The 14,017-nt window shown below is 65.7% G+C and carries 12 protein-coding genes; 8 read left to right on the plus strand and 4 right to left on the minus strand.

Features of this window, described 5'->3' with window-relative positions; all coding sequences use genetic code 11:
• Positions 1 to 5 precede the first annotated feature (5 nt).
• A complete protein-coding gene (locus N5C91_RS24895; RefSeq protein WP_279832731.1) occupies positions 6 to 2,417 on the minus strand; it encodes a transporter substrate-binding domain-containing protein in 2,412 nt (803 codons plus the stop codon).
• A gap of 168 nt (positions 2,418 to 2,585) precedes the next feature.
• On the opposite strand from N5C91_RS24895, the gene N5C91_RS24900 reads away from it, so the two are divergent.
• Positions 2,586 to 3,638 (plus strand): alpha/beta hydrolase family protein, encoded by a 1,053-nt coding sequence (locus tag N5C91_RS24900; protein ID WP_279832732.1) that lies wholly within the window; start codon positions 2,586 to 2,588, stop codon positions 3,636 to 3,638.
• Positions 3,639 to 3,650: 12 nt separating this feature from the next.
• Here the strand turns inward: N5C91_RS24900 and N5C91_RS24905 are convergent, their stop codons facing one another.
• The 3 genes from N5C91_RS24905 to N5C91_RS24915 are packed head-to-tail and all read right to left on the minus strand — an operon-like array spanning position 3,651 to position 6,110.
• Positions 3,651 to 4,415: a DnaJ domain-containing protein gene (locus N5C91_RS24905; protein WP_279832733.1), complete on the minus strand. Its 765-nt coding sequence runs from the start codon at positions 4,413 to 4,415 to the stop codon at positions 3,651 to 3,653.
• A gap of 1 nt (position 4,416) precedes the next feature.
• Complete coding sequence (gene murU, locus N5C91_RS24910) at positions 4,417 to 5,091, minus strand: N-acetylmuramate alpha-1-phosphate uridylyltransferase MurU (RefSeq protein WP_279832734.1); 675 nt, start codon at positions 5,089 to 5,091, stop codon at positions 4,417 to 4,419.
• A complete protein-coding gene (locus N5C91_RS24915) occupies positions 5,088 to 6,110 on the minus strand; it encodes a phosphotransferase (protein ID WP_236172626.1) in 1,023 nt (340 codons plus the stop codon). Before N5C91_RS24915 ends, murU begins: the two co-directional genes overlap by 4 nt.
• A gap of 129 nt (positions 6,111 to 6,239) precedes the next feature.
• Between N5C91_RS24915 and N5C91_RS24920 the strand changes: the two genes are divergently transcribed.
• The 7 genes from N5C91_RS24920 to glpE all read left to right on the plus strand — a co-directional run bounded on the left by N5C91_RS24920 (position 6,240) and on the right by glpE (position 13,948).
• A complete protein-coding gene (locus N5C91_RS24920; protein ID WP_279832737.1) occupies positions 6,240 to 9,026 on the plus strand; it encodes an LPS-assembly protein LptD in 2,787 nt (928 codons plus the stop codon).
• Positions 9,007 to 10,299 (plus strand): peptidylprolyl isomerase, encoded by a 1,293-nt coding sequence (locus tag N5C91_RS24925; protein ID WP_236172628.1) that lies wholly within the window; start codon positions 9,007 to 9,009, stop codon positions 10,297 to 10,299. Before N5C91_RS24920 ends, N5C91_RS24925 begins: the two co-directional genes overlap by 20 nt.
• A 130-nt stretch (positions 10,300 to 10,429) precedes the next feature.
• Positions 10,430 to 11,431, plus strand: a complete 1,002-nt coding sequence (gene pdxA, locus N5C91_RS24930) for a 4-hydroxythreonine-4-phosphate dehydrogenase PdxA (RefSeq protein WP_279832739.1) — start codon at positions 10,430 to 10,432, stop codon at positions 11,429 to 11,431.
• Between the two features lie 116 nt (positions 11,432 to 11,547).
• Positions 11,548 to 12,375: a 16S rRNA (adenine(1518)-N(6)/adenine(1519)-N(6))-dimethyltransferase RsmA gene (gene rsmA / locus N5C91_RS24935; RefSeq protein WP_236201359.1), complete on the plus strand. Its 828-nt coding sequence runs from the start codon at positions 11,548 to 11,550 to the stop codon at positions 12,373 to 12,375.
• The gene (gene apaG, locus N5C91_RS24940; RefSeq protein ID WP_279832742.1) at positions 12,372 to 12,752 is read left to right on the plus strand and encodes a Co2+/Mg2+ efflux protein ApaG; all 381 of its coding nucleotides are present in this window, start codon (positions 12,372 to 12,374) and stop codon (positions 12,750 to 12,752) included. The genes rsmA and apaG overlap by 4 nt, the downstream gene beginning before the upstream one ends.
• Entirely contained in the window at positions 12,752 to 13,576 is an 825-nt protein-coding gene (locus N5C91_RS24945) for a symmetrical bis(5'-nucleosyl)-tetraphosphatase (RefSeq protein ID WP_279832744.1), read from the plus strand. Before apaG ends, N5C91_RS24945 begins: the two co-directional genes overlap by 1 nt.
• A 42-nt stretch (positions 13,577 to 13,618) precedes the next feature.
• A complete protein-coding gene (gene glpE / locus N5C91_RS24950) occupies positions 13,619 to 13,948 on the plus strand; it encodes a thiosulfate sulfurtransferase GlpE (RefSeq protein ID WP_236172633.1) in 330 nt (109 codons plus the stop codon).
• Positions 13,949 to 14,017: the final 69 nt, after the last annotated feature.

A 14,017-nucleotide genomic window follows, 5' to 3' on the forward strand; every position in this document is an offset into this window, starting at 1 on the left:
CCCGCTCAGCCGCCACGGGAACGCAATGGCACCCGGATCAACAGGGTGGTGCCCTCCCCGGGCTGACTGTCGATCTGCAAGGTGCCGCCGAACATCAGCACCCGTTCGCGCATGCCCACCAGGCCGAAGGAAACACCCTGTCGCGTGGCGTGCGGGTCGAAGCCGACACCGTCGTCGGCGATGCGCAGGCAGAGTTCGCGGCCTTCGACGCTCAGCTGCAACTCCACAGTATGCGCCTGGGCATGGCGCATGACATTGGTCAGCGCCTCCTGGAGGATGCGGAACAGGCCGATGGCCTTGGCGTCGGACAGCTCCGGCGGGTTCTCCGGCACCTGCACCAGGCAGGGAATCTGCGTCCGTGACTCGAAGCGGCGCGCCTGCCACTCCACCGCCGAACCGATACCGGCATCGAGGATCGGCGGGCGCAGCGCGGTGGCCACGTCGCGCACCAGCTGGAACAACTGGGCGATCAGGCGTTTCATGTTCTCCAGGCGCTCGCGCAGGCCGCTATCCAGTTCGGCATAGGCCAGTTCGCACATGGAGGTTTCCAGCTTGAGCACGGTGAGCACCTGGCCCAGTTCATCGTGCACTTCGCGGGCGATGCGCGCCTTCTCCTCCTCCCGCACGCTCTCCAGGTGCGCCGACAGTTCGCGCAGTTGCGCCCGGGAATCCTGCAGCTCCAGCTCGATCTGCTTGTGTTCGGTGATGTCCCAGACCACGCCGTCCCAGGCCGACCGGCCATCATCCAGGGTGCGCACCGTGGCCTTGATGTCGACCCAGCGCGGCTCGTTGCTGCGGGTGAGGATGCGCCCCTGCCACAGCCAGTTGCGCTGGCCTGCCACCGCCTCCAGTTGGCTGGCGAGATAGCCCTCGCGCTCGGACGGATGCACCAGGCCCATGATGCCCAGGCCGCTCTCGCGCAGGTAACCGGGCGAGTAGCCCAGCGAGGTTTCGCTGCCACCGGTGATGAAGCTGATATAGGCAAAGTCGGAGTCATCGTCCGGCGCGTTGGGTTCCAGGCGGAATACCAGCCCCGGAACGTTGGCGGCGATGCCCTGCAGGCGCGCCTCGCTCTCTTCCAGCGCCGCGCGGGCGCGGCGGCGCTCGGTGACGTCGTTGAGGAACACCAGCAGGTACTCCGAATCGCCGAAACGCAGGAAGCTCAGCGAAACGTCCGCCGGCAGCCACTGGCCATCGGCGCGCAGGCAACGGGTCTCGAAGCTCAGCGGCGCCTCGTCGGCATTGCGCGCGCGGCGCCAGAGGTTGAGCCAGCGGTCCATGTTCAGCGCCGGTTCGAAGTCCGACAGCGGCCGGTCCACCACGGCGCCCGGCAGGTAACCGAGCATCTCTTCGGCGGCACGGTTGGCATAACGCACGTGGCTGTCCCAGTTGACCCAGAGGATGCCCACGGTGCTGCTGTCGATGGCGAACTGGGTCAGACGCAGCGCCTGCTCCGCCGCCTGGCGCAATTCGATATCACGGCGCGCGGCGAGCAGACGCGACTCCAGCGCCCGGTGCTGGCGGCGCAGCCAGAACAGTGCGGCGACAGCGAACGCCAGCAGCAGGCCGAGCAGGATGCAGAGGTTCTGCCAGAAGCCGGGCGAAGAACCCAGGCGCGGGTAGGTTGGCTGCAGCCAGCGCTCGTGGAGCTGGTCGAGATCCTTGGCCGGTACCGCGCGCAGGGCAGTGTCGATGATCCCGGCCAACTCCGGCAGGCCGCGCCGGGTCGCCACGCGGAGCAATTGCGGGTAGCCGATATCGGCCACGACCCAGAGGCCGGTGAACTCGGTTTCGCGGGTCAGGCGCGCCAGTTGCGCCTCGTCGATCACGGCATAATTGGCCTCGCGCCCGAGCACCTTGCGCAGCACTTCACGCTCGCTGTCGACGACCTGCAGGGTCAACCCCGAGTAGGTGCCGCGCAGGTAATCCACCACCGGGCCGGGGCCGCGCACGGAGACGGACTCACCGTCGCGCAGATTGTCCAGCTCCACCGATGTGCCGCTGCGTCGGTCCCCCACCACCAGTCGCGGTACGCGCAGGTAGGGGTCGGAGAACAGCCAGTCGCGCAGGGTCGAAGGCGTCTGGCTGACGCCGGGCGCCAGATCGATTTCGCCTTGTCGCACGGCCCGCTCCAGCGCCGCCTGGTCAGCATAGGTGTGCCATTCCAGGCTGACGTGCAAGGACTTGGCCAGCCACTCCAGCAATTCGACGTTGGCCCCGGAGAGTTGCTGCAAGCGGCGATCCTGCTGCACGTAAGGGGCTTCGAGCACGGCGCCGACGCGCAGCTGCGGGTGCTCGGCAAGCCACGCCAGTTGCGCCTCATCCAGCGCCAGCGGAGGCGCAGTGGTTTCTGCCAGGGCCAGCAACGGCAGGCAGCAGCACCAGGCCAGGCAGGCTTTCCAGAACAGACGAATCATGCCGACAACACCATGGAGTTCACTCGGGTCAAAGCAAATGGCCGGCATACCTTACAGCAAGCCCGGTTGAACCCGGCACGCCTGCGCCTGACAAAGCTAATACAAGCCGCTAGGCTGGCCGCACTCGCGCCCCGCCGCTTGCAGCCCCGCCAGACAGGGATATCTCCGATGCCGTACTTGCCTCGCCCGACGCTTCTCGCCTTCTGCCTTTCCCTCAGCCTTTTGCCACAGGGCAACAGTTGGGCCGAAGACGCCAAGCACGCCGCCGAAGCAAAACCAGCCGCCGCGCCAGTGGTGCGCCCGGCGGTGAACGAGCGCAGCCAGGACGAAGCCAGCGGCCTGGTGCGCCAACTGCCCGAAAGCGAGCGACAGGAACTCAAGGCCGGCGACGAAACCTTCCTTGCGCTCTGGCTGCCGGCCAATACCGCCGACGCCGAAGGCGCCGTAATCCTGGTCCCTGGCGATGGCGAAAGCGCCGACTGGCCGGTGGCGATCGGCCCGCTGCGGCGCAAGCTGCCCGATGCCGGCTGGCAGACCCTGGCGGTGACCCTGCCCGACCCGCAGAGCACCGCACCAATCCCGCGGCCGAAGGAGTCCCCGGACAAGGCCAGCGCCGACACCGACGCCACGGCCACCGACAGTGCCAGCAAACCTGAAGTGAAGGGCAGCGCAGGCAGCGCCACGCCAACCCCGGAAAGCACCGGCGAAGCCGGCAGCGCCGAGCCGGCTCAAGCCAGTGCAGAAACTCCACCGCCGCCCAGCGATCCGGTGGAGCTGCGCAAAGCCCATGCCGAGCGCGTGCTGGCGCGCATCCAGGCAGCCGTCGACCTGGCCCAACAGCACAAACCCAAGACCATCGTCCTGCTCGGTCACGGCACCGGAGCCTATTGGGCAACCCGCTACCTGGGCGAGCGCACGCCGGCCGAGATCAAGAATCTGTTGCTGGTAGCACCGGAGATGCCACGCGATTTCAAGCCGTCGCTGGACGAGACCGTGCCGCTGCTGAACCTCGCCACCGGCGACTTCTATTACAAGGACAAGGCACCCGACGTGGCGGCAGCCAAGCTGCGCCTGCAGGCCAGCAAGCGACAGAAGGCGCCGAACTACGTGCAGATCGGCATGAATGCCCTGCCCGCAGACCTTGGCACCGAGCAGGAGCAACTCTACCGCCGTATCCGCGGCTGGCTGTCGTTGCACCTCGAGCCGATCGAACAGCCCTGAAGGCCACCCGGTTCAGCGGAATCCGCGACGCTGGCGCACCAGCAGGTAGGCGGCCTGGATCTCGCGGGTCTTGTTGGTCGCCGCGGCAATCCGCTCGGGGCTGGCGCCCAGGCCTTCGAGCTTGTCCGGGTGGTTCTGGCTGATCAGTTTGCGGTAGGCACGCTTGATCTCCTCCGGTTCGCTCTCCGTGGTCACGCCCAGCAGGCGCAACGCTCCGCTATAGGACTCGCGCGGAGTTGCTGGCGGCCTGGGCGGCTCGGCAGCCGACGACAGCGCAAGGACCCTGGAGCGGGACAGCCCCAGTGAATTGCCCCACTGCAGCAGCAGGTTCTTCTGCGCAGCATTCGGCGCGCCGCCTGCCCAGGCCATACGCCAGCAGGCCTGGATCAGACCTTCGGCAGTGGCCTCCTGGCCATGGCGCTGGCGCAGGCCAGCGTCCAGCAATTCCCCACCCAGCTTGCCACGGCCGAAGGCATCGATCGCCTGGCGACGGGCCTTGTCATCCAGTTGCAGACGCTGCATCTCCGAGCGCGCCTGCTGGATGTGTCCATCGAGCACCCGCCCGCGGCTCTTGGCCAGGCGGCCGAGCAACAGGAACAACAACTCCTGGTCAGCCACCCAGGGACCACCGCGCAACTGTTCCAGCAGGCCGCGCCAGGTGCGCTTTTTCAGGCGCCGATCGAGCACCTGGCCGAGCAGACCGCCAAGCATGGCGCCCGGAATGCTCGCCAGCGCCCAGCCAGCGATAATCCCCACCAGGGTCCCCGGCCAGAACACCTCAGCCCTCCGTCAGTTGGCGTTCGACTTCCGCCAGGCGTTCGTGGGTCCCGACATCGATCCAGCGGCCACGATGGTGCACGCCACTCACGCGCCCTGCTTCCATCGCCTGGCGCAGCAGCGGCGCCAGCTTGAACGCGCCGGGCTGGCAGCCGTCGAACAGCTGCGGACGGAGGATGGCGATGCCACTGTAGGTCAGGCTCGGCTGTCCTTCGCGGTAGTCACTGACGCGACCGCCACTCAGGCAGAAATCGCCGCGCGCGTGGTGGCCGGGGTTGTCCACCAGTACCAGGTGCGCCAGATCGCCCTCGACCAGCGCACCGTTCAGGCTCGCGTAGTCGAAGTCGGTCCAGATGTCGCCGTTGGCGATGACGAAGGCGTCGTCACCCAGCAACGGCAACGCCTTGAAGATGCCACCGCCGGTTTCCAGCGGCTCGCCCTCCGGCGAGTAGCGAATGCTCACGCCAAAGGCCGAACCATCGCCCAGGTGATCCTCGATCTGCTGGCCGAGCCAGGCGTGGTTGATCACCAACTGATCGAACCCCGCTCGGCGCAGAGCCTGCAGCTGGTATTCGATCAACGCTACGCCAGCAGCTCGCACCAGTGGCTTGGGCGTGTGCAGGGTCAACGGCCGCAGGCGTTCGCCCTTGCCCGCCGCGAGGATCATGGCTTTCATGCGGGATGCGTCTCGTCTTTGGGCAGGCCGGCCAGCAGCGCGGCCAGGTCGGCCAGTTCCGGGCGGCGCGCGATGACGCTTTCCAGGTAGCGGAAGAAGCGCGGTACGTCGCCCAGATAGCGCGGCTTGCCGTCGCGGTGGCAGATGCGGGCGAAGATGCCGATCACCTTCAGGTGACGCTGGGCGCCCATCAGGTCGCTGGCACGGAAGAACTCTTCGAAGGTGGCGGGCAGCGGAATGCCGGCGGCCTGGGCCTTTTTCCAATAGCGCGAGAGGCCGTCGTGTACGCGCGGCTCCGGCCAGCTGAGGAAGGCATCCTTATAAAGGCAGGTGACGTCATAGCTCACCGGACCGTAGACCGCGTCCTGGAAATCCAGGATGCCGGGGTTCGGCTCGCTGAGCATCAGGTTGCGCGGCATGTAGTCGCGGTGCACGAACACCCGCGGCTGCTCCAGGGCACTTTGCACCAGCAGATCGCAGGTACGTTCCCAGCGGGCGAGCTGCTCGCCCTCCAGGGTCACGCCCAGCTGGCGCTGCAGGTACCAGTCGGGGAACAGCTGCAGTTCGCGGCGCAACAGGGCTTCGTCGTAGGCCGGCAGGCGCCGGGCGACATCGACCTGCTGGAAGGCCACCAGGGCATCGAGGGCATCCTCGAACAGCTCCTCGGCATTCTGCGCGGTGAGTACATCCAGGTAGGTCTGGCGCCCCAGATCGTCGAGCAGCAGGAAGCCCTGCTCGACATCCTCGGCCAGAATCTTCGGAACGTGCACACCGGCCTCAGCCAGCAGGCCGGCGACCTTGATGAAGGGGCGGCAGTCCTCCTGGGGCGGTGGCGCATCCATCACGATCAGGCTGCGACCCTCGCCCTGCCAGCGGAAATACCGGCGAAAACTGGCGTCGCTGCTGGCTGCGGTGAGGCTGGCCTCGGGCACCTGCCCCCAGCCTTGCGCGTTGAACACTGCGGGCAAACTCAAGTCCAACCAGCCGATCATCTGCTGGTAACGGGCATCCTGTGACATCTTTATGGGTTCTCCACGGCCCTAGCCGTTGCGCGGGTCATGCTTTATTATCCAGCATCTTTTTGAGCCCATCGATAGGCGTGCGGCCCGTTTTGGGCTGAAGGCTCGCAGGAAGCCCGGATTAACAAGATGGCAGTGAATTTCCCCGTGTTCCGTAGAAAATTCCCCTTACTGGTGACCGGAGGCCTGCTGGCTTTCCAGCCGCTCGCCACTGTGACCGCGGCGCCCGGCGAGCAGTTCGCCTGCCAGCCCTCCGCGTCCGGTGCCTGGGACTGCTCCTCGCAGAGCAGCGCCAGCAGCGTGCCGCGCCCGCAGCACGGCGCTAGCTCGGTCAGCGCCGGTGGCGCTGCCGCGAGCAGCGGCAAGTCCTCGGGCGGCTCGAGCAGTGCAGCCGGCGAAGAGCCGAAGCAACTGGTCACCGAGTCCGGCGGCCGCGGCCTGAAGTCGCGCAGCAGCGACTACAGCCACCTCGACTGGATCCCGCGCGACAAACTCACCGCCGCGCAACAGGCTGAGATGGGCCCGTATTGCAGCGGCGCCTATATCGAGCCGACGCGCCCGGGCATGAACGACAAGACGCCGAACGACGAGGCCCCGACCTACGTTTCGGCGAAAGTGTCCCGCTACGAGCAGGAAAAGCAGATCGCCACCCTCGCGGGTAACGTGGTCCTGCGCCAGGGCAGCATGCAGGTGGAAGCCGACGAGGCCAACCTGCACCAGGCCGAGAACCGTGGTGAGTTGGTCGGCAACGTCAAGCTGCGCGACAACGGTGCGCTGATCGTCGGCGACCATGCCGAACTGCAACTGGACAACGGCGCGGCGAAGATCGACAACGCCGAATACGTCATGCACCAGGCGCAGATCCGCGGCAGCGCGCTGTACGCCAAGCGCCAGGAAGACGCGATCATCCAGCTCAAGGACGGCACTTACACCCGCTGCGAACCGGGCAGCAATGCCTGGGTCGTCAAGGGCAACAACATCAAGCTGAACCCGGCGACCGGTTTCGGCACCGCGACCAACGCGACCCTGCGGGTGAAAGACATTCCGGTCTTCTATACCCCGTATATCTACTTCCCGATCGACAACCGCCGTCAGTCCGGCTTCCTGGCGCCGTCCTTCGCCAGCTCGACCGACACCGGTTTCACGCTGACCACGCCGTACTACTTCAACCTGGCGCCCAACTACGACGCCACGTTGTACCCGCATTACATGGTCAAGCGCGGCCTGCTGATGGAAGGCGAGTTCCGCTACCTGACCCACAGCAGCGAAGGCCAGGTCAACGCCGCCTACCTGAACGACAAGAACGACGACCGCGAAGACTTCCCGCAGTACACCGACACCCGTTGGCTGTATGGCTGGAAAAACACCAGCGGCCTGGATTCGCGCCTGCTGGCGCAGGTCGACTACACCCGCATCAGCGACCCGTACTACTTCCAGGACCTGGATACCTCGCTGGGCATCGGCTCGCCGACCTTCGTCAACCAGCAGGGCATCCTGACCTATCGCGGCGACAGCTACACCGCCAAACTGAATGCGCAGTCCTACCAGTTGGCGACCGTGACTGACGTCACCCCGTATGATCGCCTGCCGCAGCTCACCCTGGACGGCACGCTGCCGTTCAACCCGGGCGGCCTGAACTTCACCTACAGCACCGAGGCCGTACGCTTCGATCGTGATTTGGATGAAGGCTACTACCGTATCGACGTGGACAACCCGACGCTCTATCCGCGTCCGGATACCAATATCCGCGGCCTGGCACGCGCCACGGGTGATCGCTTCCACGCCGAACCGGGCATCAGCCTGCCGATGAACCGCAGCTGGGGCTTCATGACCCCGACTGTCAAGGCGCTGTACACCAAGTACGACCTCGACCTGGACAGCCAGGGTAAGGCCGACCTCGCCAATCAGACCATCAATACAGGCAACCGTGAGTTCGAAAGCAGCCCGGATCGCTCGCTGGGCTTGGCCAAGCTCGACAGCGGCCTGTATTTCGACCGCGACACCACCTTCGCTGGCACCAAGTTCCGTCAGACCCTGGAACCACGGGCGATGTACCTGTACGTCCCGTACAAGGACCAGGACAACCTGCCGACCTTCGACACCGGCGAATTCACCTTCAGCTACGACTCGCTGTGGCGTGAAAACCGCTTCACCGGCAAGGACCGCATCGGTGACGCCAATCAGCTGTCCCTTGGCCTGGGCTCGCGCTTCATCGAGGACGACGGTTTCGAGCGCGCCTACATCGCCGCCGGCCAGATCTACTACTTCAGCGACCGCCGCGTACAACTGCCCGGCTTGAGCGAAGACGATCTGCGCGCCAGCGGTGCGAAGAACCCGGACGCCGATACCTGGCGCTCGCCCTACGCACTGACCGGTGTCTACCGCTTCAACCACGACTGGTACGCCAGCTCGGACTTCAACTGGAACCCGAACACCAGCCATACCGACAACGGTAACCTGATGTTCCACTACCAACCCGAAGCCGATCCTCGCAAGGTGCTGAACGCCGGCTACCGCTACCGTGCGGACAGCAAGCGCTTCAACCCCAACACTGGCCAGTTCGAATACGGCAGCGACGAGTACAAGATCGAACAGCACGACTTCTCGTTCATCTGGCCGGTCCTGCCGCAGTGGGCCGCCATCGGCCGCTGGCAGTTCGACTACAACCAGAGCCGCACGCTGGAAGCCTTCGGTGGCTTCGAGTACGACAGCTGCTGCTGGAAGCTGCGCCTGATCAATCGCTACTGGGTCGACTACGACGATGAGGAATTCGTGACCTCGACGTCCAAAGCCGACCGCGGTGTTTTCCTGCAAATCATCTTGAAGGGCCTTGGCGGCGTAGTTGGCAGTCAGGTGGAAGGCTTCCTCGACCAAGGTATCCAGGGTTATCGTCAACGTGAAGACAATGCTATGTAAGGCCCTGCGCCCGCTGATGCTGGGCGCGCTGTTGGCAAGTTCCGTCGTGCACGCCGAAGTGGTTCCGCTGGACCGTGTAGTCGCCATCGTCGATAACGACGTGGTGATGCAGAGCCAGCTGGACCAGCGCCTGCGTGAAGTCCGTGCAACCATCCAGAAACGCGGCGCACCGCTGCCGCCCGAGCACGTGCTGACCCAGCAGGTGCTCGAGCGCCTGATCATCGAGAACATCCAGCTGCAAATCGGCGACCGCTCCGGCGTGCGCATCACCGACGAAGAGCTGAACCAGGCCATGGGCACCATTGCCCAGCGCAACAACATGAGCCTGGACCAGTTCCGCGCCGCCCTCGCCCACGACGGCCTGTCCTACGACGAAGCCCGTGAGCAGGTACGCCGCGAGATGATCATCAGCCGCGTGCGCCAACGCCGCGTGGCCGAGCGCATTCAGGTCAGCGAGCAGGAAGTGCAGAATTTCCTCGCCTCCGACCTGGGCAAGATTCAGCTCTCGGAAGAGTACCGCCTGGCCAATATCCTGATCCCGGTACCGGACAGCGCCTCGCCGGAAACCGTGCAGGCTGCCGCTCGCCAGGCCCAGGAGATGTACCAGCAACTCAAGCAGGGCGCCGACTTCGGCCAACTGGCGGTATCCCGCTCGGCCGGTGACAACGCCCTGGAAGGCGGCGAGATCGGCTGGCGCAAGGCCGCCCAGCTGCCCTCTCCGTTCGACAGCATGATCGGCAGCCTGGCCGTGGGCGACGTGACCGAGCCGGTGCGCACTCCGGGTGGCTTCATCATCCTCAAGCTGGAAGAGAAGCGCGGCGGCAGCAAGATGCTGCGTGACGAAGTCCACGTCCGCCACATCCTGCTCAAACCCAGCGAGATCCGCAGCGAGGAAGAGACCCAACGCCTGGCCGAGAAGCTCTATGAGCGCATCCAGGCTGGCGAAAGCTTCAGCGAGCTGGCGAAGAAGTTCTCCGAAGACCCGGGCTCCAAGCTCAACGGTGGCGACCTCAACTGGGTCGACCCGGAATCCCTGGTACCGGAGTTCCGCGAGGTGATGAACAACGCGCCGCAAGGCCAGGTCACCAAGCCGTTCCGCTCGCCGTTCGGCTGGCACGTCCTGGAAGTCCTCGGCCGTCGCGCCACCGACAGCAGCGACAAGTTCCGCGAGCAACAAGCCGCCCAGACCCTCCGCGCACGCAAGTACGACGAGGAACTGCAGGCCTGGCTGCGCCAGATCCGCGACGAAGCCTACGTCGAGATCAAGCAGTAAGCAGCGCGAGTCGCTCATGAAGAAACCCGGCCTTGGCCGGGTTTCTTTTTGCCCGCCGAAAGCTTCGAAGAACAAGGGCTTCGTCGTAGAGTAGGCCCATCCGCTGCAAATCCCGATTCGAGAGACCCTGATGAGCACTTCCCACCTATTCGCCCTCACCCCCGGCGAGCCCGCGGGCATCGGCCCCGATCTCTGCCTGCTGCTCGCCCGCGAAGCGCAACCGCATCCACTGGTCGCCATTGCCAGCCGTGAACTGCTGGCACAGCGCGCGGCCTTGCTGGAGCTGAGTATCGATCTGCAGGAAGTCGGCCCCGGCCAGTGGCCGCGCACCGCGGCACCGGCTGGCACCCTGTATGTCTGGGATACCCCGCTGGCCGCGCCGGTCGAGCCGGGCAGGCTGAACCCGGCCAACGCCGCCTATGTGCTGGAAACCCTGACCCGCGCCGGCCAGGGCTGCTTGGACGGGCACTTCGCCGGAATGATCACCGCGCCCGTGCACAAGGGCGTGATCAACGAGGCGGGTATCGCCTTCTCCGGCCATACCGAATTCCTCGCCGACCTCACCCACACCGCCCAGGTGGTGATGATGCTCGCCACCCGCGGCCTGCGCGTCGCCCTGGTGACCACCCACCTGCCGCTGCGGCAGATTGCCGATGCCATCACCGCGAATCGCCTGGAGCGCGTGACCCGCATCCTGCATGCCGACCTGCGCAACAAGTTCGGCCTGGCCAACCCGCGCATCCTGGTCTGCGGCCTGAATCCCCACGCCGGCGAAGGCGGCCATCTCGGCCACGAGGAAATCGACGTGATCGAGCCGACCCTGGAGCGCCTGCGCACCGAAGGCATGCAACTGATCGGCCCGCTGCCGGCCGACACCCTGTTCACCCCCAAGCACCTGGAACACTGCGACGCGGTGCTGGCGATGTACCACGACCAGGGCTTGCCGGTGCTCAAATACAAGGGTTTTGGCGCGGCAGTGAACGTCACCCTGGGCCTGCCGATCATCCGCACCTCGGTGGACCACGGCACCGCCCTGGACCTCGCCGGCAGCGGCCAGATCGACAGCGGCAGCCTGCAGGTCGCCCTGGAAACCGCTTACCAGATGGCCGAAGCTGGCGCTGGGGCGCGCTGATCCCGGGTCATCCGTTCGGCCAGCGTTTCGTGCTGGCCGCGCCGGGCTGGTAAACTGATGGTTTTTCCGCCTCCAGCCGGCCGCCTCGGGCGCCCGGCTGCTCTCCGGAGCCTTCGATGTCCGAACTCTTCCAGCACCGCGCCCGTAAACGCTTTGGGCAGAACTTCCTGCATGACGCCGGGGTGATTCACAAGATCCTCCGCGCCATCGCCGCCAAGGAAGGCCAGCACCTGCTGGAAATCGGCCCCGGCCAGGGCGCCCTGACCGAGGGCCTGGTGGACAGCGGCGCGAAGCTCGACGTGATCGAGCTCGACCTGGACCTGATCCCGCAACTGAAATGGCGCTTCGGCCTCAAGCCCAACTTCAGCCTGCACCAGGGCGATGCGATGAAGTTCGACTTCTCCAGCCTCATCGCCAATCCCGAGGACAAGCTGCGCGTCGTCGGCAACCTGCCCTACAACATCTCCACTCCGCTGATCTTCCACCTCCTGGACCACGCCTCGCTCATCCAGGACATGCACTTCATGCTGCAGAAGGAAGTGGTGGAACGCCTGGCCGCCGAACCGGGCAACGGCGACTGGGGCCGCCTGTCGATCATGGTGCAGTACTTCTGCCGCGTGGATTACCTGTTCACCGTCGGCCCCGGTGCGTTCAACCCGCCGCCCAAGGTCGAGTCGGCCATTGTCCGGCTGGTGCCCTACGCTGAACCGCCGCATCCGGCCAAGGATCACCGCGTGCTGGAGCGCATCGTCCGCGAAGCCTTCAACCAGCGCCGCAAGACCCTGCGCAACACCCTGCGTACGCTGATGAGCGTCGAGGACATCGAAGCCGCCGGCGTCGACCCGACCCTGCGTCCGGAGCAACTGAGCGTCGCCGACTTCGTCAGCCTGGCTAACCGCTACAGCGAGACCAACCCGGAAGCCGAGCAAGGACCGAGCGCATGAGCGATTCCCGCTACCAGGTCAGCGTCAGCGTCACCACCCGCCACCTGCCCGAGCAATCGCAACCGGAGCAGCAGCGCTACGTGTTCGCCTACACCGTGACCATCCACAATCACGGCGAACTAGCCGCCAAGCTGCTGACTCGCCACTGGATCATCACCGACGGCGACGGACACGTGCAGGAAGTGCGCGGCGCCGGCGTGGTCGGCGAGAAGCCGCTCATCGAACCGGGCGCCAGCCACACCTATACCAGCGGTACCGTGATGGCGACCAAGGTCGGCAGCATGCACGGCAGCTACCAGATGGTCGCTAGCGACGGTCACCACTTCGATGCCGAGATCCCGGCATTCCGCCTCGCCGTGCCGGGGGCGCTGCACTGATGGCTACCTATGCCGTCGGCGACCTGCAGGGCTGCCTGGAACCGCTCAAGTGCCTGCTCGAGCAGGTTAAGTTCGACCCTGCCCAGGACAAGCTGTGGCTGGTCGGCGACCTGGTCAATCGCGGCCCCGCGTCGCTGGAAACCCTGCGCTTCCTTCATGGCATGCGCGATTCGCTCGTCTGCGTGCTGGGCAACCATGACCTGCACCTGATCGCCGTGGCCTACAACGCCGAGCGCCTGAAGAAGAACGACACCCTGCGCGAGATCGTCGAGGCGCCGGACTGCGCGCAGCTGATCGAATGGCTTCGGCAGATGCCACTGGTCCATCACGACGCAACGCGCGACATCACCCTGGTGCACGCCGGCATCCCGCCGCAGTGGGACATCGACAAGGCCTTGCAACGCGCCGCCGAAGTCGAAGCCGCACTGCGCGACGACGCCCAACTGCCGATGTTCCTCGATGGCATGTACGGCAACGAGCCGGCCAAGTGGGACAAGAAGCTCAACGGCATAGCGCGCCTGCGGGTGATCACCAACTACTTCACGCGCATGCGCTTCTGCACACCGGACGGCAAGCTCGACCTGAAATCCAAGGAAGGCCTGGACACCGCGCCGCCCGGCTACGCGCCCTGGTTCAGCTATGCCGAGCGCAAGGCCGCCGGGCGCAAGATCATCTTCGGCCACTGGGCCGCGCTGGAAGGCCAGTGCGACGTCCCCGGCCTGTTCGCCCTCGACACCGGCTGCGTGTGGGGCGGCAGCATGACGCTGCTGAACGTCGATACCCTCGAGCGCATCCAGTGCAGCTGCGCCGATAAACCAGAATGACTGCAGCGGGGCCACTGGCTCCGCGCCTTGCGAGGTATACCCATGAGCGACTTCAAGCGCATCGCCCCCGACCTGGCCCAGCAACTGCGCGAGAGCGGCGCCCAGGTCGTCGACATCCGCGACCCACAAAGCTACGCGATGGGCCATATCAGTGGCTCGCGGCACATCGACAACTATTCGGTGGCCGACTTCATCCGCGACGCGGACATGGACGCGCCGCTGGTCGTGGTCTGCTATCACGGCAACTCCAGCCAGAGCGCGGCCGCCTATTTCGTCCAGCAGGGCTTCTCCGAGGTCTACAGCCTCGACGGCGGTTTCGAACTGTGGCGCAGCGTCTATCCCGCGGATACCAGCGCCGGCAGTGCTGACTGAAAGCCCCTACGGAAGGGGCGGATTTGCCCCTTCAAAAAATCTGTAACTTCTCGCGCTTTCGTCCTTTAC

This window comes from Pseudomonas sp. GD03903 (assembly GCF_029840045.1).
In the GTDB taxonomy this organism is placed as follows: domain Bacteria; phylum Pseudomonadota; class Gammaproteobacteria; order Pseudomonadales; family Pseudomonadaceae; genus Pseudomonas; species Pseudomonas pseudonitroreducens.